The 18,706-nt window shown below is 61.6% G+C and carries 17 protein-coding genes; 8 read left to right on the forward strand and 9 right to left on the reverse strand.

Annotated elements, in window-relative coordinates; all coding sequences use genetic code 11:
* Nucleotides 1–101: 101 nt before the first annotated feature.
* From RB216_RS13185 to RB216_RS13195, 3 genes are read right to left on the reverse strand one after another with little or no spacing between them, the layout of a single operon-like run.
* Nucleotides 102–854, reverse strand: a complete 753-nt coding sequence (locus tag RB216_RS13185) for a maleate cis-trans isomerase family protein (protein ID WP_010210656.1) — start codon at nucleotides 852–854, stop codon at nucleotides 102–104.
* A gap of 14 nt (nucleotides 855–868) precedes the next feature.
* Nucleotides 869–1,666, reverse strand: coding sequence for an alpha/beta fold hydrolase (locus RB216_RS13190; protein ID WP_122685214.1), 798 nt, complete (start codon nucleotides 1,664–1,666; stop codon nucleotides 869–871).
* On the reverse strand, nucleotides 1,663–2,796 hold the full coding sequence (locus RB216_RS13195; RefSeq protein WP_016977979.1) for an FAD-dependent monooxygenase: 1,134 nt from the start codon (nucleotides 2,794–2,796) through the stop codon (nucleotides 1,663–1,665). The genes RB216_RS13190 and RB216_RS13195 overlap by 4 nt, the downstream gene beginning before the upstream one ends.
* 307 nt (nucleotides 2,797–3,103) lie before the next feature.
* Between RB216_RS13195 and RB216_RS13200 the strand changes: the two genes are divergently transcribed.
* The 4 genes from RB216_RS13200 (at nucleotide 3,104) to RB216_RS13215 (ending at nucleotide 9,095) form a co-directional block, all read left to right on the forward strand.
* Nucleotides 3,104–4,156: a 2,5-dihydroxypyridine 5,6-dioxygenase gene (locus tag RB216_RS13200; protein ID WP_078048281.1), complete on the forward strand. Its 1,053-nt coding sequence runs from the start codon at nucleotides 3,104–3,106 to the stop codon at nucleotides 4,154–4,156.
* Between the two features lie 160 nt (nucleotides 4,157–4,316).
* Nucleotides 4,317–4,751, forward strand: a complete 435-nt coding sequence (locus RB216_RS13205; RefSeq protein ID WP_016977981.1) for a MarR family winged helix-turn-helix transcriptional regulator — start codon at nucleotides 4,317–4,319, stop codon at nucleotides 4,749–4,751.
* A 328-nt stretch (nucleotides 4,752–5,079) separates the two neighbouring features.
* The gene (locus tag RB216_RS13210; protein ID WP_028616030.1) at nucleotides 5,080–5,562 is read left to right on the forward strand and encodes a (2Fe-2S)-binding protein; all 483 of its coding nucleotides are present in this window, start codon (nucleotides 5,080–5,082) and stop codon (nucleotides 5,560–5,562) included.
* 5 nt (nucleotides 5,563–5,567) lie between these two features.
* Entirely contained in the window at nucleotides 5,568–9,095 is a 3,528-nt protein-coding gene (locus RB216_RS13215) for a molybdopterin cofactor-binding domain-containing protein (protein WP_308908804.1), read from the forward strand.
* Nucleotides 9,096–9,179: 84 nt separating this feature from the next.
* Here RB216_RS13215 and RB216_RS13220 read toward each other — a convergent pair whose 3' ends face one another.
* Complete coding sequence (locus RB216_RS13220) at nucleotides 9,180–9,845, reverse strand: TetR/AcrR family transcriptional regulator (RefSeq protein WP_308908805.1); 666 nt, start codon at nucleotides 9,843–9,845, stop codon at nucleotides 9,180–9,182.
* A 161-nt stretch (nucleotides 9,846–10,006) separates the two neighbouring features.
* Here RB216_RS13220 and ggt point away from each other — a divergent pair, with 161 nt between their 5' ends.
* Nucleotides 10,007–11,731 (forward strand): gamma-glutamyltransferase, encoded by a 1,725-nt coding sequence (gene ggt / locus RB216_RS13225; protein ID WP_308908806.1) that lies wholly within the window; start codon nucleotides 10,007–10,009, stop codon nucleotides 11,729–11,731.
* Nucleotides 11,732–11,867: 136 nt separating this feature from the next.
* Here ggt and RB216_RS13230 read toward each other — a convergent pair whose 3' ends face one another.
* The 3 genes from RB216_RS13230 to RB216_RS13240 form a co-directional block, all read right to left on the reverse strand.
* Nucleotides 11,868–12,386: an AAA family ATPase gene (locus RB216_RS13230; protein ID WP_028616034.1), complete on the reverse strand. Its 519-nt coding sequence runs from the start codon at nucleotides 12,384–12,386 to the stop codon at nucleotides 11,868–11,870.
* Complete coding sequence (pnuC, locus tag RB216_RS13235; RefSeq protein ID WP_016977988.1) at nucleotides 12,383–12,946, reverse strand: nicotinamide riboside transporter PnuC; 564 nt, start codon at nucleotides 12,944–12,946, stop codon at nucleotides 12,383–12,385. Before pnuC ends, RB216_RS13230 begins: the two co-directional genes overlap by 4 nt.
* 253 nt (nucleotides 12,947–13,199) lie before the next feature.
* On the reverse strand, nucleotides 13,200–14,834 hold the full coding sequence (locus RB216_RS13240) for a methyl-accepting chemotaxis protein (RefSeq protein WP_305385120.1): 1,635 nt from the start codon (nucleotides 14,832–14,834) through the stop codon (nucleotides 13,200–13,202).
* 218 nt (nucleotides 14,835–15,052) lie between these two features.
* Between RB216_RS13240 and RB216_RS13245 the strand changes: the two genes are divergently transcribed.
* Together RB216_RS13245 and RB216_RS13250 are read left to right on the forward strand one after the other, a co-directional pair.
* Nucleotides 15,053–15,883: an undecaprenyl-diphosphate phosphatase gene (locus RB216_RS13245; RefSeq protein WP_028616036.1), complete on the forward strand. Its 831-nt coding sequence runs from the start codon at nucleotides 15,053–15,055 to the stop codon at nucleotides 15,881–15,883.
* Complete coding sequence (locus RB216_RS13250; RefSeq protein WP_028616037.1) at nucleotides 15,880–16,263, forward strand: DUF1294 domain-containing protein; 384 nt, start codon at nucleotides 15,880–15,882, stop codon at nucleotides 16,261–16,263. The genes RB216_RS13245 and RB216_RS13250 overlap by 4 nt, the downstream gene beginning before the upstream one ends.
* A gap of 241 nt (nucleotides 16,264–16,504) precedes the next feature.
* Here RB216_RS13250 and RB216_RS13255 read toward each other — a convergent pair whose 3' ends face one another.
* Both RB216_RS13255 and RB216_RS13260 read right to left on the reverse strand, forming a co-directional pair.
* Complete coding sequence (locus tag RB216_RS13255) at nucleotides 16,505–16,861, reverse strand: MmcQ/YjbR family DNA-binding protein (RefSeq protein WP_028616038.1); 357 nt, start codon at nucleotides 16,859–16,861, stop codon at nucleotides 16,505–16,507.
* Nucleotides 16,858–17,766, reverse strand: coding sequence for a LysR substrate-binding domain-containing protein (locus RB216_RS13260; protein WP_028616039.1), 909 nt, complete (start codon nucleotides 17,764–17,766; stop codon nucleotides 16,858–16,860). Before RB216_RS13260 ends, RB216_RS13255 begins: the two co-directional genes overlap by 4 nt.
* A gap of 125 nt (nucleotides 17,767–17,891) precedes the next feature.
* On the opposite strand from RB216_RS13260, the gene RB216_RS13265 reads away from it, so the two are divergent.
* Nucleotides 17,892–18,503, forward strand: a complete 612-nt coding sequence (locus RB216_RS13265) for an FMN-dependent NADH-azoreductase (RefSeq protein WP_028616040.1) — start codon at nucleotides 17,892–17,894, stop codon at nucleotides 18,501–18,503.
* Nucleotides 18,504–18,706: the final 203 nt, after the last annotated feature.

Here is an 18,706-nt window from a genome sequence, read left to right on the forward strand (position 1 = left end):
GCGCAGCAGCCCCTAAAAAGCCGGGAGCGCTTCGCACTCCAGCGCGAGCAAGCTCGCTCACCACAGAAGCCCGCTCACCACAAAGGGACTTTCCGCTCCCGTTAATAAGCACCGGAAAGCAGGGCGCCGGCGCCTGGCACGATGGGCTCCAGGTCCAATGCCTTAAGCATCGCGTAGGTGGTGGCAATGGCGGCGGTCAGCACCGGTTTGCCGGTTTGTGCCTCGACCTTGGCCACTACCGGCAGCGACTGCATTTGCACGCAGGCCGACAGCACGATCACGTCGACGCCTTCCAGGTTCATGCCGGCGACGATGGCTGGCAGGTTGGCCGGGTCGTGGCGGGCTACTTCAAGGTTGTCGGGGATCTCCAGGGCTCGCCAATCGACGACTTCAAAGCCTTCTTCACGGATGTAGTTCACCACCAGCTCAGTCAGCGGTTTCATGTACGGCGCGACGATGGCGATGCGCTTGGCGCCCATCACTTTGAGGCCTTCGATCAACGCGCCGGCGCTGGTGATTACGGGCGCGTTGGCGTCGTTGTCGGCAGTAGCTTTGCGCAAGCGCTGTTCGGAGTTGCGGTGGTAGCCCAAGCCCATGGCCATGATCGCCACCAGGCACGCATAACCCAGCACATCGACTTTGGCGTCGGACAGCTCGACGGCGCAACGGTCGGATTCGCCGTCCATGGCCGCCAGTTCTTCCTTGCGCACTTGCTTCATGCGCATGCGGCTGGAGTGAAAGGTGAAGCGCTCGGGGCGAATCGCCTGGCGCGCGGTGAGCATCGCCGGGATCTCGGTTTCCATGGTGGTGTTGGAGCTCGGCACGATCTGGCCGATGCGGTAAGGCTTCTGCATGGTGGTCTCCGTTCTTATTGTGTGAGGAAGTCGCCGAGGGCGATGAAGAAGCCGTCGAGGTCATCCCACGGGATCATGTGGCCGGCGTTCGGCACGCGGGCGACTTGGATGCTCGGCTGCAGCGCCTGAATCTCGGCAATGTCCTCATCGAGGATCACGCCGCCGCGCCCGGCCACCATCAACAGGGCCGGGGCCTTGAGGTGGGGCAGGTCCTGATGGAAATCCACTTCGTGGAAGTCATTGAAGGCACGCACGATGGCGGGCTCGTAGCAGGTGTGCAGCCATTCGGCGCGCAGTTGCAGTTGTTCCTGGGTCCAGGTGGCGCAGAAGGCGCGCATCGCCTCCGCGTCCATGCCGGCCAGGGATTGGCGGATCGAATCGACGTACCACGGCAGCTTGCTCGGGTATTCACGTCGGCCCGGGCCGGAGACCGGTGGGTCGATCAGCACCACGCGCTTCACGCCTTGAGGGTGTTTGACTGCACTGCGCACGGCAAAGCGTGCACCCATGGAGTGGCCCATCAGGTGGTAGCTGTCCAGGTTCAATGCGTTGGCAAAGGCAGCGATGTCCTCGGCGCAGGCGTCCGCGCTGTAATCCAGCTCGGGACCGGTCGAAGACAGGCCGCGACCGCGCACATCCAGCACATAGGTGTCGAACTGCGCGCCGAGGCGCTCGGCGACAAAGCCCCAGGTGATGGCCGGGCTGGTGATGCCGGGGATCAGGATCAGCGCCGGGCCTTTGCCGCCGTAACGCAGGTAGTGTTGGCGAATGCCGTTGGCCTGCACGTTGCCGCCATAGAGAAAAGTGCTCACGCGGCCACTCCTGATTTGAGTTCCTGGGCGTACAGGTCATAGCCGTAGACCCAGGCCGGATCTTCCTGGGTGCGCAGCCAGGTGTTGGCGTTGGACACGGCCTGCACGCGGGATGCGCGCTCCTTGCGGTTGGCTTCGTAGAGCTGGAACGCGGTGCGGTAGTCGCTGATGCCGGTTTCCTGCAGGCAACGGGTGAGCATGGCGGCGTCTTCGATGGCCATGCCGGCGCCCTGGGCCATGTGCGGTTTCATCGGGTGGCAGGCATCGCCGAGGAGTACCAGGCGGCCACGGCTCCACAACGGCAGCGGGTTGCGGTTGCGCAGCGGCCATTTGGTCACGCTTTCTGTGGACTCGATCAGGGCCTGGACGGTGGGATGGTAGCCCTTGAAGGCGTCGAACATCTCTTCGCGGCTGCTGTCGACGAACGCGCCCTGGAAGTCCCATTCGGCATGGGGCACACCGGTCACGTAGTAGTACTCGTCGCGCTTGCCGGTGGTGTAGTAGACCATCATGTGGCGGTCTTCGGTCCACCACTTGATGCAGTCTTCGAACTTCAGGTCGTACTTGGCGAGCTGGTCACCCCGGATCAGCGCACGGTGTGCGACCCAGCCGCTGTACAGCGGTTTTTCCACACCGAGCAGTTCTTCGCGGATCTTGGAGTTGATGCCGTCGGCACCGATCACGATGTCGGCGTAGGTCACCTGGCCGTCAGCGAAGGTCAGGCGCACCTGGGTGTCGGTTTCTTCAAGGGTTTCCAGGCGCTTGTTGAAGTGCAAGGTGCCGGGCTTGAGGGTGGACATCTGCAGCGCATGCAGGTCGCCACGGTGCACGGTGATGTAGGAGGCGCCGTAGCCGGTGAGCGGGATGCGCGAGAGGTAGTCACCGCTTTCGCCGCAACGGCTGAACCAGTGCTCGGGGTGCGAGCCCATCAGGTCCAGCTGCTTTTCGATGCCCATGCGGCGGAAGATTTTCATGATGTTGGGGCCCATGTGGATCCCTGCGCCCAATCGGGAAAACTCCGGCGCCTGCTCGTAGACGTCCACGTCGAAGCCGGCTTGCTGCAACAGGGTGGCCGCGGCGGCTCCGCCCAGGCCTGCGCCGACGATGGCGATTTTCTGAGTGCTTCCCATGGGGCGTATTCCTCTCTCTTTTTGATTTTTGGCGGTGTCTGTCCGCAAGGTTTTTAAAGTGTATACGCTCATTTTTTGAAATGGGAAGCCTGTGTTTGCAAATTTATTTTTTGGCCGTATTTGTCCTGTGTAACGTGTTGTGATTAGTAAATGCTGGGTTTGTTTCGATAGGTAACGTTTTTGTGTGCCGCTTGCAGTCTGCCGATAATTCGGGTCTTATCGTTATGAAATGGCGTATACGCTATAAAAATGCACTAGAGTGAAGCGCAGTGCCTGAACTTGGTGCAGGCCCACAGGAGACAGGAAAATGCCGGTAAGCGATTGCGAACTGACCCAGATGTTTGAACACGTGTTGACGCTGTCCAAGGTCGACCCGACCCAGAGCGTTGCCGTGCTCAAGAGCCATTACTCCGACCCGCGCACCGTGCGTGCCGCGATGGACGCTGCGCAGCGCCTGGGGGCCAAGGTGTATGCGGTGGAGTTGCCGTCGTTCAATCATCCCAGGGCGATGGGCAACGACATGACCGCCTACTGCGGCGACACCGCGCTTACCGGCAATATCGCCGCCCAGCGTGCCCTGGAGGCCGCCGACCTGATCGTCGACACCATGATGCTGCTGCACTCGCCGGAGCAGGAGCAGATCCTCAAGACCGGCACGCGCATTCTGCTGGCGGTGGAGCCGCCGGAAGTGCTGGCGCGCATGCTGCCGACCGAAGAAGACAAAGTGCGCGTGCTGGCGGCCGAGCAGTTGCTGAAAAAGGCCCGTTCGATCCACGTGAAATCCCGCGCCGGCAGTGACTTCCGCGCCGCCTTGGGGCAGTACCCGTCGGTGACCGAATACGGTTTTGCCGATGAGCCGGGGCGCTGGGATCATTGGCCGAGTGGTTTCCTGTTCTCCTGGCCCAACGAAGAAACCGCCGAAGGCGTGCTGGTGCTGGACATCGGCGACATCCTGCTGCCGTTCAAGACCTACACCCGCGAGAAGATCACCCTGGAGATCGAGAAGGGCTTCATCACCAAGATCCACGGGGGATTCGAGGCCGAGTACCTGCGTGACTACATGAAGTACTTCAACGACCCTGAGGTGTACGGCATCTCCCATATCGGCTGGGGCCTGCAGCCACGGGCGCAGTGGACGGCGATGGGCTTGCATGACAAGAACGACGGCATGTGCATGGACGCACGGGCGTTCTATGGCAATTTCCTGTTCTCCACCGGGCCGAATACCGAAGTGGGCGGGACGCGCAAGACGCCGTGCCATATGGATATTCCGCTGCGTAATTGCGACGTGTACCTGGATGATGAGGCGGTGGTCATCGCCGGTGATGTGGTTGCGCCGCCAGCCTCCCTGGCCCGCTGACATCCCCCTGTAGGAGCCGGCTTGCCGGCGATGGCGTCCCTGAGCCTAGCGCAAGATTCAAGAGCCTCATCGCCGGCAAGCCGGCTCCTACATGGGTAGGTGTTTGCGGCACATCCCGTTATCATGCCTCCCCATTGTCAGTCACCCACCGAGCCCCGCCGTGCCAGATTCCTACGTCTTTTCTGAACAAGTCGGCCACCTGTTGCGCAAGGCCTACCAGCGCCACTTGGCGATCTTTCAGCAGAATGTCGGCGACTCCCAGCTCACCGCCGTGCAGTTCGTCACCCTGTGCGCGTTGCGCGATCACGGTGCAAGTTCGCTGACCGAGCTGGTCAAGGCGACGGCCGTGGACCAGGCGACCATTCGTGGCATCGTCGAGCGACTCAAGGCCAAGGAACTGATCAGCCTGGAACCGGACCCGCAGGACAAGCGCAAAGTGGTGGTCGACCTGTCCCCGGCAGGCGCCGAACTGGTCGCCCAGACTGCGCCGCGCGCCGCGCAGATCAGCGAATTGACCCTGAGCAATCTCAACCCGGCAGAACGGGTTGCGGTGCTGTTCCTGTTGCGCAAAATGATCGACGACCCGCAGGAATAATTGTTGCAGGAGACTTGTTGTAGTGAGCGGGCTTGCCCCGCGCTGGGTGGCGCAGCCGCCCCAATAATGCCACCGCGTCCTTCCAGATGATTTGCGGTGCCTGGTTTCAGGGACGCTTCGCGCCCCAGCGCGGGGCAAGCCCGCTCACCACAACAAGCCCAATCACCACAACAAGCCCGCCCATCCCCCCCTTTGGCATCGATCTTGCTCTGAGTTCATGTAGTAGCCACTTCATCCATCAAGTGTGTCGTGAGACCCCAGGTCCACGACGCTTTTTTTTGACTATTTGATGTAGTGCCTACTTCACCAACTGTTACGGGCGAAGCGAATGATCAGCCAGCACATCACGGTAACGCTTGAGGTCAATGGGCAAAAAAGCGACGTCAGCGCCATGGCGGACACGCCGCTGTTGCTGGTGCTGCGCAATGACCTGGAACTCAATGGCCCCAAATACGGCTGCGGCCTGGGGGAGTGCGGTGCGTGCACCGTGATCATCGATGGAGTGGCGGCCCGTTCCTGTGTGTTTCCGTTGTCGGGTGCCGCAGGCCGCGAGATTGTCACCCTGGAAGGCCTGGGCACGCGCCAGGCGCCGCACCCGGTGCAACAAGCCTTTATCGACGAGCAGGCCGCGCAATGTGGCTACTGCCTCAACGGCATGATCATGACCACCAAGGCCTTGCTCGACCGTAACCCCAACCCCAGCGAAGCCGAGGTGCGCAACGAGCTGTCGGGCAACCTCTGCCGTTGCGGCACCCATATCGAAATCCTGCGCGCCGTGCTGCGTGCGGCCCGCCTGATGACCGTGGATTGATGACCATGACCGACACCCCCCTTACCCGTGACCAGTGGCTGGCCAAGGCTGGCGTTTTGTTGATCGTCGATGATGTGTTGCCGCCTTCGGGGCCGGTGGCCAAGGGCGGCTCGCCCACTGTGAAACCCAAGGAACTTGGGCTGTTTATTGCGGTAAACGATGATGGTCTGGTGTACGCGTTCAATGGCCATGTGGACCTGGGCACCGGCATTCGCACGTCGTTGGCGCAGATCGTCGCCGAAGAGCTCGACCTGGCGATGGAGCAGGTGAAGATGGTGCTCGGCGACACCGAGCGTGTGCCCAACCAAGGGGCGACCATCGCCAGCGCAACTTTGCAAATATCCGCAGTGCCCCTGCGTAATGCCGCAGCCGAAGCGCGGCGGTTCCTGTTGGCGCGGGCGGCGGGGCGCCTGGGTGTGAGCACGGCCAGTCTGAAGGTCGACGCCGGCGTCATTTACGCGGCAGATGGGCGCTCCACGACATATGCCGAACTGGTCAGCGGCCAGCATGACCAACTGCGCATCAGCGGTGATGCACCACTGAAGGCCATCGAGGACTATCGCCTGGTGGGCAAGGGCGCCGCTCGGGTGGACATCCCCGGCAAAGCCACTGGCGAGCTGACGTATGTGCATGACATGCGCGTGCCGGGCATGCTGCATGGCCGGGTGATTCGCCCGCCGTATGCAGGGCTTGATTGCGGCGACTTTGTCGGCAACAGCTTGTTGAGTGTGGATGAAGCGTCTATCGCGCATATCCCCGGTATCGTTGCGGTGGTGGTGATCCGGGATTTTGTCGGCGTGGTGGCGCTGCGTGAAGAGCAGGCCGTCAAGGCTGCCAGCGAGTTGCAGGTGCACTGGAAACCCTGGCACCACGCGTTACCGGACATGAGCAATGTCGAACAGGCGATCCGCGACAATCCCCGCGTACGCCGCACCGTGCTTGACCAGGGCAAAGTCGACGAAGCCCTGGCAGGCGCCAGCCAGCGCATGCCGCGCAGTTATCTCTGGCCGTACCAGATGCACGGTTCGATCGGTCCCTCCTGCGGCGTGGCGGATTATTCGCCAGCCGGCAGCCGGGTGTGGTCAGGCAGCCAGAATCCGCACCTGCTGAGGGCCGACCTGGCATGGCTGCTGGAGTGCGATGAAGCGCTGATCGATGTGATACGCATGGAGGCCGCCGGTTGTTATGGGCGCAATTGCGCGGATGACGTCTGCGCCGATGCCTTGCTGCTGTCCCGTGCGGTGGGCAAGCCGGTTCGCGTGCAATTGACCCGCGAGCAGGAACACCTGTGGGAGCCAAAGGGCACGGCGCAACTGATGGATGTCGACGGCGGCCTCAACGCCGATGGCAGCATCGCCGCCTACGACTTTGAAACCAGCTACCCCTCCAATGGCGCGCCGACCCTGGCGCTGTTGCTGACCGGCCGCGTCGAGCCGGTGGCGGCGATGTTCGAGATGGGCGACCGCACCTCGATCCCGCCCTATGACATCGACAACCTTCGCGTGACCATCAACGACATGGCGCCCATCGTGCGCGCCTCGTGGATGCGCGGCGTGTCGGCCTTGCCTAACACCTTTGCCCACGAGTCCTACATCGACGAACTGGCTTTCGCCGCCGGCGTCGACCCGGTGGAATACCGGCTGCGTTACCTCAAGGACGAGCGCGCCATTGACCTGGTGAAATCCACCGCCGAACGCGCCAACTGGGTGCCGCGCACGGCGCCGATGCAAACCGCGAACGAGGATCACCTGTTGCGTGGCCGTGGCTTCGCCTATGCGCGCTATATCCATAGCAAATTCCCTGGTTTCGGTGCGGCCTGGGCGGCGTGGGTAGCGGATGTGGCCATCGACAAACAGACCGGCGATGTGTCGGTGACCCGCGTGGTGATCGGGCATGACTCGGGGATGATGATCAACCCGGCCGGGGTGCAGCACCAGATCCACGGCAATGTGATCCAGTCCACCAGCCGTGTGTTGAAGGAGCGGGTGACCTTTGAAGAGTCGACGGTGGCGAGCAAGGAGTGGGGCGGTTATCCGATCCTGACCTTCCCCGAAGTGCCAAAGATCGACGTGATGATGATGCCGCGCCAGGACCAGCCACCCATGGGTGCCGGTGAGTCGGCGTCGGTACCCAGTGCGGCGGCGATTGCCAATGCGATCTATGACGCCACCGGCATCCGCTTTCGCGAACTGCCGATCACCCCGGAGCGGGTGCTGGCGGCATTGAACGCGGGCAGCTTGGGCGAGCCTGCCAAGTCGCCGGAGAAACGCCGCAAGTGGTGGTTTGGTGCACTGTTCGCCACGTTGGGTGCGTTGCTGGCGACGGCCTGGCCGTTCCACAGTGAAATCGCGCCAATTGCACCCCCCAGCGCCGGCACTTGGTCCAAGGCCACCTTGGAGCGCGGGCGGTTGTTGGCGGCGGTGGGCGACTGCGCGGTGTGCCACACGGCCCCCGGTGGCGCGACCAATGCCGGTGGGCTGGCGATGCAGACGCCGTTCGGCACGCTGTACAGCAGCAATATCACGCCGGATGTGCAGACGGGCATCGGCGCCTGGTCCTACCCGGCGTTCGAGCGGGCGATGCGGGACGGCATTGGTCGTGACGGGCGCAATCTGTATCCGGCGTTTCCCTATACGGCGTTTCGCAATATCAATGACGCGGACATGCAGGCACTGTATGCCTATTTGATGTCCCAGGCCCCGGTGAGCCGGGCGCCGACGCCGAATGCGATGCGCTTTCCGTTCAATCTGCGACCGTTGATGGCGGGCTGGAATGCCCTGAATTTGCGGCGTGGTGAAATCACGCCGCAGCCTGAACGCGGTGAGCAATGGAATCGCGGTAATTATCTGGTCAACGGCCTGGGCCACTGCGCCGCGTGCCATTCACCGCGCAACCTGATGGGGGCGGAGAAGGGCGGTAAGGCGTTCCTGGCGGGCGGCAGGGTCGATGGCTGGGAGGCGCCGGCGTTGACGGGGCTGTCGAAGGCGCCGACGCCGTGGACCGAAGACCAATTGTTTACTTACCTGAGCACCGGCTATTCCGATGCCCACGGGGTGGCCGCAGGCCCGATGGGGCCGGTGGTGAGTGAGTTGGCGAAATTGCCCAAGGCGGACATTCGTGCGATGGCGGTGTACCTGGCGTCACTTAACAGCGAAGCGGCGGCCGAGGCCCAGGTGGCCGCTGCCGCTACCGTTCCAAATCCCAATGGCCGGCGGGTGTTCGAGGGATCATGCAAGGCCTGCCATGCCGACGGCCTGGGGCCGAAATTGTTTGGGGTAAGCCCGTCGTTGGCAACCAATACCAATGTGCACAGTGATCAGCCGGATAATTTGATCAAAGTAATTTTGCAAGGTATCAGCACGCCGGCGACCAAGGATCTGGGGTATATGCCGGGGTTCAAGGACAGTTTGTCGAATAGCCAGGTGGCGGATTTGGCGGCGTACCTGCGCGGCAAGTTCGCGCCGAATGCGCCACAGTGGAAGGGTCTGGAACAGAAGGTTGCCCACCTGCGCGCCAACCCCGGTACGCATTAACCTTGTAGGAGCTTGGCTTGCCGGCGATGGCGTCCTTTGATCGGGCGTTAAGTTTGACGGCCCCATCGCCGGCAAGCCGGGCTCCTACAGAGAGGCTGCGTTGCTGTCGGAGGGTGGGGTGACCCCACGCACCACCAAATCACTGATAAACCACAGCCAATCCTGCTGCTGCCCCTTGTCCGACAGGTCTTCCCCAAGAAACGAACTCAGCGTGTGCCGGTTGGAGTTATAGAAGTAGCACAGCGAAGCAATCATCAAGTACACGTGCTTGAGGTCCACATCCTGGCGAAACACGCCCTGGGCCTGGCCGGCTTCGATGATCGGCTTAAGCACGCCCACGGCTTCCCCCGACAACCTGCGCATCTCGCCAGACTGCTGGGCATGTTTGCCCTGATGCAGGTTCTCGATGCTCAGGATCGCTACGAATTCCGGGTGCTTGACGTAGTAGTTCCAGATAAACGCCACCAAGTCACGCAGGGCCTGCTCCGGTGCGTCGAGGTTCAGCTTGAGCTTGCTTTCGGCTTTGTTGAATTGCTCGTAGATGTGCTCCAGCACGCAGACGAACAGGTGTTCCTTGCTGCCGAAATAGTAATAAAGCATGCGGTCGTTGGAGTCGGCTTCCTTCGAGATGGTGTCGACGCGCCCGCCGGAATAACCGTCGCGGGTGAACACCTTGACCGCCGCCTGGAGGATGCGCGCGCGGGTCTGGTCGGCCTGTTGGGCGCGGATGCCGGTCTTCTTGATCGCCATGTCAAAGGGGCCTTGCAAGACAGTCTGGGCGCGAAATATAGCATGGGCTTTTTCGCGTCCGTTCTATGACCGACAAGTTCTGTAATAAAAACGCCATTGCGCTGGGGATTAAATTCGCGAAGGGCTATTTTGGTGCGTCTCAATAACTAGAGTAGCCATGGATGAAATACCAACCCTTCAGCCGTACCCTGATTGCCACCGCCCTGGTGTTGACGGTCAGTGGTGTACACGCCGCTTCGCAGGCCCCGGTGGCCGGTGAAAATGGCATGGTGGTGACGGCTCAGCATTTGGCAACTCATGTCGGCGTGGATGTGCTCAAGGCCGGCGGCAATGCGGTCGATGCGGCGGTGGCCGTGGGCTACGCACTGGCCGTGGTGTACCCGGCGGCGGGTAACCTGGGCGGCGGTGGCTTTATGACCGTGCAACTGGCGGACGGGCGCAAGACCTTCCTCGACTTCCGCGAGAAAGCCCCGCTGGCGGCCACCGCCAACATGTACCTGGACAAAGACGGCAATGTCATTGAGGGCCTCAGCGCCAAGGGCCACCTGGCCGTTGGTGTGCCCGGCACCGTCTCGGGCATGGAACTGGCCCTGAGCAAATACGGGACCCTCAAGCGCGCCCAAGTCATCGCCCCGGCGATCAAACTGGCGGAGAACGGCTTCGAGCTGGAGCAGGGCGATATCGACCTGTTGCACACCGCCACCGGCGAGTTCGAAAAAGACAAGGACATGCGCGGGATCTTCTTGCACAACGGCCAGCCGATGCAGGTCGGCCAGAAGCTGGTGCAGAAAGACCTGGCCAAAACCCTCAAGGAAATTTCGGCCAAGGGCAGCGACGGCTTCTATAAAGGCTGGGTGGCCAAGGCCCTGGTCGATTCCAGCCAGGCCGGCAAAGGTATCATCACCCAGGCTGACCTCGACAAGTACAAAACCCGCGAACTGGCGCCCATCGAGTGCGACTACCGTGGCTACCACGTGGTCTCGGCACCGCCTCCAAGCTCCGGCGGCGTAGTGATCTGCCAGATCATGAATATCCTCGAAGGTTACCCGATGGCCGACCTCGGCTATCACTCGGCCCAGGGCCTGCACTACCAGATTGAAGCCATGCGCCACGCCTACGTGGACCGCAACAGCTACCTCGGCGACCCGGACTTCGTGAAGAACCCGATCGAGCACCTGCTGGACAAAAACTACGCGGCGAAACTGCGCGACGCCATCGAACCGCAAAAAGCCGGTGACTCCCAGGCGATCAAGCCGGGCGTGTCGCCCCATGAAGGCAATAACACCACCCACTATTCCATCGTCGATAAGTGGGGCAACGCGGTCTCGGTCACCTACACCCTCAACGACTGGTTCGGTGCGGGCGTGATGGCGAGCAAGACCGGGGTGATCCTTAACGATGAAATGGACGACTTCACCGTCAAGGTCGGCGTGCCGAACATGTACGGCCTGGTCCAGGGTGAAGCCAACGCCATCGCTCCAGGCAAGGCGCCGCTGTCGTCGATGAGCCCGACCATCGTGACCAAGGACGGCAAGGCCTTGATGGTGGTCGGTACGCCGGGTGGCAGTCGCATCATTACCGCGACCTTGCTGACCATCCTGAATGTCATCGACTACAAGATGAACATCCAGGAAGCCGTGGATGCGCCGCGTTTCCACCAGCAATGGATGCCGGAAACCACCAACCTCGAAACCTTTGCGGTGAGCCCGGACACCCAGAAGATCCTTGAAAGCTGGGGCCACAAGTTTGCCGGGCCTCAGGATGCCAACCACCTGGCGGCGATCCTGGTCGGTGCGCCGTCCCTGGATGGCAAGCCTGTCGGTAAAAACCGCTTCTACGGCGCGAATGACCCGCGTCGCAACACGGGTCTGTCCCTGGGCTACTGAGCACCGCTGTAGTGAGCGGGCTTGTCCCGCGTTGGGTTGCGTAGCGGCCCCAATAAAAACACCGCGGTCTGCCAGTCAGAACGCGGTGTTTGGTTTTAGGGCGGCTTCGCCCCCCAGCGCGGGACAAGCCCGCTCACTACAATAATTCTTCTACGGACTTGAAGGCCGCGACTCGGCGTTCTTCCCAATTCCCCTTGATCACCACGACTGCCTGCAGATGCTGCTGCATCCACGCGAGGCTTTGCTGGAAAAACGTCTGGCGATCCGCCAGTTGCGGCTGGCAGCGCTGGCCGTCGGCCGTCCACTCCACATCATCCGGTGACAACAACAGGTGCAGGTCGTAATGACGGGCCAGCAGTTCGCTGTCGAGCCAGGTCGGGTAGTCGCCGAACAGGGTCTGGCTCCAGAGCTTGTTGGTCAACAGATGGGTATCGAGGATCAACAGTTCTGGCCGCTGGGCGCGGGCGGCATCTTCCCAGGCCAGTTGGCCACGGGCGATGGCCGGGATGTCGGCCAGGGTGGTGTCGCGTTGGTGGTGATCGATGAAATAACGCACGTATTCACCCACCATCAACCCGCCGAAATGCGCCTGCAGTTCCGCCGCCAGCCAGCTTTTCCCGCTGGATTCGGGGCCCGCCAGTACCACCACCTTCATGCGTGCAACGCCGGGTCGGCGCGCCATTCGCGCCAGCCTTGCACGGCAATCACGGTGAACAGCGCGTAGAGCGCGGCGGTGAGGTAGAGACCTTTATAGAGGAACAGTCCGACGAAAATCACATCCACGGCGATCCACAGTGGCCAGCACTGCACGCGTTTCTGCGCCATCCACATCTGCGCCACCAGGCTGAAGCCGGTGAGGGCGGCGTCGAGCCAGGGCTGGGCGGCATCCGTCCAGTGCGCCATAGCGGCGCCGAGCAACAGGCTGCCAACTGCGCCCACCGCCAGGCTGGCCATGATCGCGGGCACGCCGAGGCTGCTGACCTGGCGCCCTTGCTTGACCTCGCCGGCACGTGTCCACTGCCACCAGCCGTAGACTTGCAAGGCGGCATAGACCACCTGCAACAGCATGTCGGAATAGAGTTTCACGTCGAAAAACACCCAAGTGTAGAGCAACACCATCACCAGGCCGATGGGCCAGCACCAGGGGTTTTGCTTGACGGTCAGCCACACGGCAATCACCCCGAGGGCGGCGGCGAACAGTTCAAGCCCGGACATGGTGGTTCCTTGGGAGAGTGCAAGAGGGCGGTGATTGTAACCAAAGAAGATTGGCGTAGGAATTAACTGCTGTGGTTGTGGTGAGCGGGCTTGCCCCGCGCTGGGCTGCGGAGCAGCCCTAAAACCAGTCGCCGCAGTCTGTCAGCCAAAATGCGGCGTATTTATTGGGGCCGCTCCGCAGCCCAGCGCGGGGCAAGCCCGCTCACCACAGACCATAACAAGCCTTGCCACCACAAGCCCGCCCACCACAGGGTCAGACCTTGAATTGGCGCAGCAGGCCGTCGAGTTGTTCGCTCAGGCCACGCAGATGCACACTCGCCACACTCGACTGTTCTGCCGCCAACGCCGTGCTGTGGGACAAGCCCGCGGCTTGGGTGACGTTCTGGTTGATGTCCTCCACCACGTGGGCCTGTTGCAGGGTGGCGCTGGCAATCGAGGCATTGAGGCCGTTGAGGTTGCGCAGCGCCTGGCCGATGGCGGTCAGGCTGGCCCCGGCCTGGCCGGCTTGTTCGATGGTCAGTTGCGAGGCGCTGTGACTGTCGCTGATCACCTTGACCGCGGCTTCCGAGTGGCCTTGCAGGCGTTCGATCATGACCTGGATTTCGGCAGTGGATTTTTGCGTGCGCTGGGCCAAAAGCCGCACTTCATCGGCCACCACGGCGAAGCCACGTCCTTGTTCACCGGCGCGGGCTGCTTCAATCGCGGCGTTGAGGGCCAGCAGGTTGGTCTGGTCGGCAATCGAGCGGATCACTTCAAGCACGCTGCCGATCTGGGTACTTTCCGCAGACAGGGTGCGAATCACTTCCACTGCCTGGCTGATGGTGCTAGAGAGCTGGTCAATCTGCTGCAGGCTGCCGTCGATATTCACTTGGCCTTGCTGCGCCTGAGCCTGGGCGTCGCGCATTTCGCTGGCGGCGTGTTCGGCGTTCTTGGCCACGTCCTGCACGCCGTAGGTGACTTCGTTGATGGCGGTGGCCACCAGTTCCATCTGCTGGGATTGTTGCTGGCTGCGGTCATGGGCCTGGGTCGCGTTGCTGCCCAGTTCTTGGGAAGACTGGCCCAGTGCATTGGCGCACACCTGCAATTGGCTCACCACCTGGCGCAGCTTGGCGGTGAAGCTGTTGAAATGCCGGGACAGTTGGGTGACTTCGTCCTGACCGTGGGTATCGAGGCTGCGGGTCAGGTCGCTTTCGCCGCTGGCGATGTTACCCATGGCGTTCACCGCGTCCTGCAACGGCCGCACAATACTGCGGGCGATCAGTGATACCAGCAGTGCCATCACCAGTGCGATCCCCAGGCCGATGAACGAGGCTTTCCAGACCTGGCCGCTGAACTCGGCCTGCACATCGTCGACGTACACACCGGAGCCGATGATCCAGCCCCACGGTTCGAACAGTTGGATATACGAGGTCTTGGCCACCGGCGCTTCAGCGCCCGGTTTTGGCCAACGATAGTTGACGATGCCGGCGCCCTTGGCCTTGGCGAGGATCACGAACTCGTTGAACACGGCAAACCCGTCAGGGTCGCGGATGGCCGAGAGGTTCTGGCCGTCGAGCTTGGGGTTGGCCGGGTGCATGATCATCACGGGCGTGAGGTCATTGATCCAGAAATAGTCGTCATGGTCGTAACGCAAGCCACGCACGGCGCTCAAGGCTTGCTTCTGGGCGGCTTCACGGGTCATCACGCCCGTGGTTTCGAGGCCATGATAAAACGTCAGGATCCCACTGGCGGTCTGGACCACGTGCTGGGTCTGCTGGCTCTTGGCCTGGTACAGGTCGTCATGAATCTGCTTGAGCATCAGCAAACCCAAGGCCAGCAGCATCAGCACGGCGACTATCAGGATCAGCCACAGGCGCCGGCTGATCGACATATTGCGCAAACTGTTCATCGTCCTGTCACTCCGTGCTTTTATAATTGTGGGTGCTGCATCGACTTTTCCGCCTTGTCTGATAGGCTTTCGGCCTGTATTCGGAAAACCTGAGTACTGTCTGATTTTTCACAAGATTTTTGCAGGTCGGGGTTGAAACTCAACACCGCGTCTTGTCGTCAGTGAACCATTAAAAAGATTAACGAGGCTTGCCATAGCGCAAGACCTTTGGGGGAAGCATGGATTTTTGGACCGCCATACAGGCTTTGATTCTTGGCGTTGTGGAGGGGCTGACCGAGTTCCTGCCCATTTCCAGCACCGGCCACCAGATTATCGTCGCCGACTTGCTCGACTTTACCGGCGATCGCTTCAATGCGTTCAACATCATTATCCAGCTGGGCGCGATCCTGGCGGTGGTATGGGAGTTTCGCGGCAAGATTTTCGAAGTGGTCAGCGGCCTGCCGACCCAGCGCAAGGCCCAGCGGTTTACCGTCAACCTGCTGATCGCCTTCCTGCCGGCGGTGGTGCTGGGGGTGATTTTTGCCGACCTGATTCACCACTACCTGTTCAACCCGATCACCGTAGCCACGGCGTTGGTGGTGGGTGGCGTCATCATGTTGTGGGCCGAGCGCCGCGAGCATGAAGTGCATGCCGAAACCGTCGATGACATCACTTGGAAAGACGCGCTCAAGGTTGGCATGACCCAGTGCCTGGCGATGATCCCAGGGACTTCGCGTTCCGGCTCGACCATCATTGGTGGCTTGCTATTTGGGCTGTCGCGCAAGACCGCCACCGAGTTCTCGTTTTTCCTGGCCATGCCGACCATGGTCGGTGCGGCGGTGTATTCGGGCTACAAGTACCGTGACCTGTTCCAGCCTGCGGACTTGCCGGTGTTCGCCATTGGCTTTGTGACCTCGTTCATCTTCGCGATGATCGCAGTGAAGGGCTTGCTCAAATTCATTGCCAGCCACAGCTACGCGGTGTTTGCGTGGTACCGCATTGCGTTCGGTTTGCTGATCCTGGCGACCTGGCAGTTCGGTTGGATCGACTGGGCGGCCGCCAAGGCATGATGATCCAGCACCCCCGCCTGAAGGCGGCGATCTTCGTGCTGCTGTGCGCAGCGCCGTTGCTGGGCTCGGTGCTGGTGTGGCAGCGCGGCGAGACTGTGATTCCGCTGGCGGCTTATGGCGTGGTCAGCGTGATCGCGTTCTTCCTTTACTGGAGCGACAAGCGCAAGGCGCGCACCGACAGTTGGCGCACCCCGGAAAATATCCTGCACGCCGTGGAACTGGCGGGCGGCTGGCCGGGGGCGTTGATTGCCCAGCAGGTGTTTCGGCACAAGACGCGCAAGGTGTCTTACCAGGTGCTGTTTTGGGTGATTGTGTTGCTGCATGAGGTGTTCTGGCTGGATCAGTTGGTCCTGGGGGGCACTCTATGGTCATTCCTCTAGTTGGCGTAGGTATCCGCACAACTCCGTAGCAACCATTGCTAACCACAATGCGGAGCGAGCGGCTCTTGATCTTGCTTTTGATCTTAGGCGCCCCGTTAAACACGCTGGCCCAAATCCCTGTCGGATTACGGACATACCGACGCGGGCAAGCCCGCTCCCACATTTTGACCGCTGTGCAACAGTTGGAAAGCGATCGCCTGTCAGGCCCCTTACCCACAGGCACAGCGCCGCATCCAAACATCTATGCGTCCAGGCGCAACCCGACCTGCGTACGCTTGGGCAACTTGCTGACGACAAGCTGGTGGGAACGTCGCAACAACCCACGCAACTCCTCAGCACCCAACGGATAGGGCGTATTCATAATGACCCACTGCGCCCGCGCCAGGTACGGCGCCGGGTGAATGCCTGGGCGGTCCACATGGCCGAGGAACAACTCCTTGTCGACCTTGAACGCCAACGACTCTCCCCGCAGGTTCTGCAGGGCAAACATCTTGTTGCCCGCAATCGAAAATACGCGCACACCGCCCCATTTATAGTCCTCCCGTGCGCCGGGCAGGCTTAGGCAGAACGCGGCGACTTGTTCTTCGGTCATCTTCATAGCAGGCGGTCTCCGCAACCTTTGAAACCTTCTTCCAGATAATCGATCCAGGCACGAATGGCTGGCAACACGCCACGACGATGCGGGTACACCGCCTGTAACCAGCCGCCGGGCAAGGACCACTCCGGCAGCAGTTGCACCAACCGGCCGCTGGCCAATTCCTCTTCGCAATACATCATCGGCAGTACGGTAAAACCCAGACCCATGATGGCGCTGGCCTTGCGCACGATGAAATCGTCGATACCCAGCCGTGCTTCCATCGCCAGGTCGTGGGTGTTGCCCTGGGGGTCGAGGATGCGTTGATGCACCAGGCGATCCGCCTCCAGTGCCCCCAGGATCGGTAACTGCTTGAGATCCTCAAGGGTGGTCACCTGACGGCCGTGCATGAGCACAGGGCTGGCCACCAGCACGGTCTGCGCCTGGCGCAGGCGCTTGGTCACCAGCAACGGGTCCTCATCACCCAACTCGCGCACCCGCAGGGCGACATCGATGCCTTCAGCGACCAAATCGACACGGCGGTTGACCAGGGTCATCTCCAATTGCACCTGGGGATGAGCCGCCAGAAACCCAGCCACCAATTCCGGCAGGATGTGCTGGGCCATGCCCACCGGGCAACTGACACGCAGCCGTCCACGGGGCTCGCTGGACATGCTGGCGACCGCCTCATCGGCCATTTCCGCTTCCAGCAGCATGGCCTGGCAATGGCGCAGGTAGCGCTCCCCGACGGCGGTGAGGGTGAGTTGACGGGTAGTGCGTTGCAGTAGCCGCGCGCCGAGGCGTTCTTCCAGTTCGGCGATGCGCCGCGACAGCCGTGACTTGGGAATCCCCAGTAGCCGGCCGGCGGCGGCGAAGCCACCGGCTTCCACCACTTTGGCGAAATAGTAGAGGTCGTTGAGGTCTTGCATGGGGCGGCCTATTGTCCTGTCAGTGGGACGAACTATCGCATTTCAGATGTCTTATCGGCTATTGGTTTCATACGTAGTATCACCTCCATCTGATCGGCACTGACGATCCTAACTGGAGATTCCCCATGAAACTGTTGCATATCGATTCCAGCATCCTCGGCGACAACTCGGCGTCCCGTCAGCTCAGCGCTGGTGTGGTCAAGGCTTGGCAAGCGGCTGAGCCGGGCGTGGAAGTGACCTACCGTGACGTGGCCGCCGAAGGCTTCAACCACTTCTCCGGCGCGACCCTGGGCGCCCTGGGCACTCCGGCTGATCAGCGTAGCGCTGCGCAGCAACATGAAGCTGAGCTCAGCGCCAAGACCCTGGCTGAATTCCTCGCCGCCGACGCGGTGGTCATCGCCGCCCCTATGTACAACTTCACCATCCCGACTCAACTGAAGGCCTGGATCGACCGCATTGCCGTCGCCGGCCAGACGTTCCGTTACTCCGAAGCCGGCCCCGAAGGCCTGTGCGGCAACAAGAAAGTCATCGTTGTGTCGACGTCCGGCGGCCTGCACGCCGGCCAAGCGACCGGCGTGGCCCATGAAGATTATCTGAAAGTGCTGCTGGGCTTCCTCGGCATCACCGACATCGAGTTCGTCCGCGCCCACGGCCTGGCGTATGGCGACGAGTTCCGCAGCAAGTCCCTGAGCGACGCCAACGCACTCATCAACGAACAATTGTTCGCGGCTGCGTAAAGCTTAGGTAAAACCGTGCCGTTCCCCGTTTCATTCTGAAACAGGACGTCTAAACTCTGTATTCTGATCGCCTCAAAACGATCGGACTACGGAGTTTTTTCGTTTACCCGCTGTCATTACTTTGGCCCAGGTTATGCACGCATGGGTTTATCACCCGGTCGAGCGCCTTGAACCATGGACTTTTCAACCCGACATGCCGGTCT

It is taken from the genome of Pseudomonas canadensis, from assembly GCF_030980095.1.
In the GTDB taxonomy this organism is placed as follows: Bacteria; Pseudomonadota; Gammaproteobacteria; order Pseudomonadales; family Pseudomonadaceae; genus Aquipseudomonas; species Aquipseudomonas canadensis.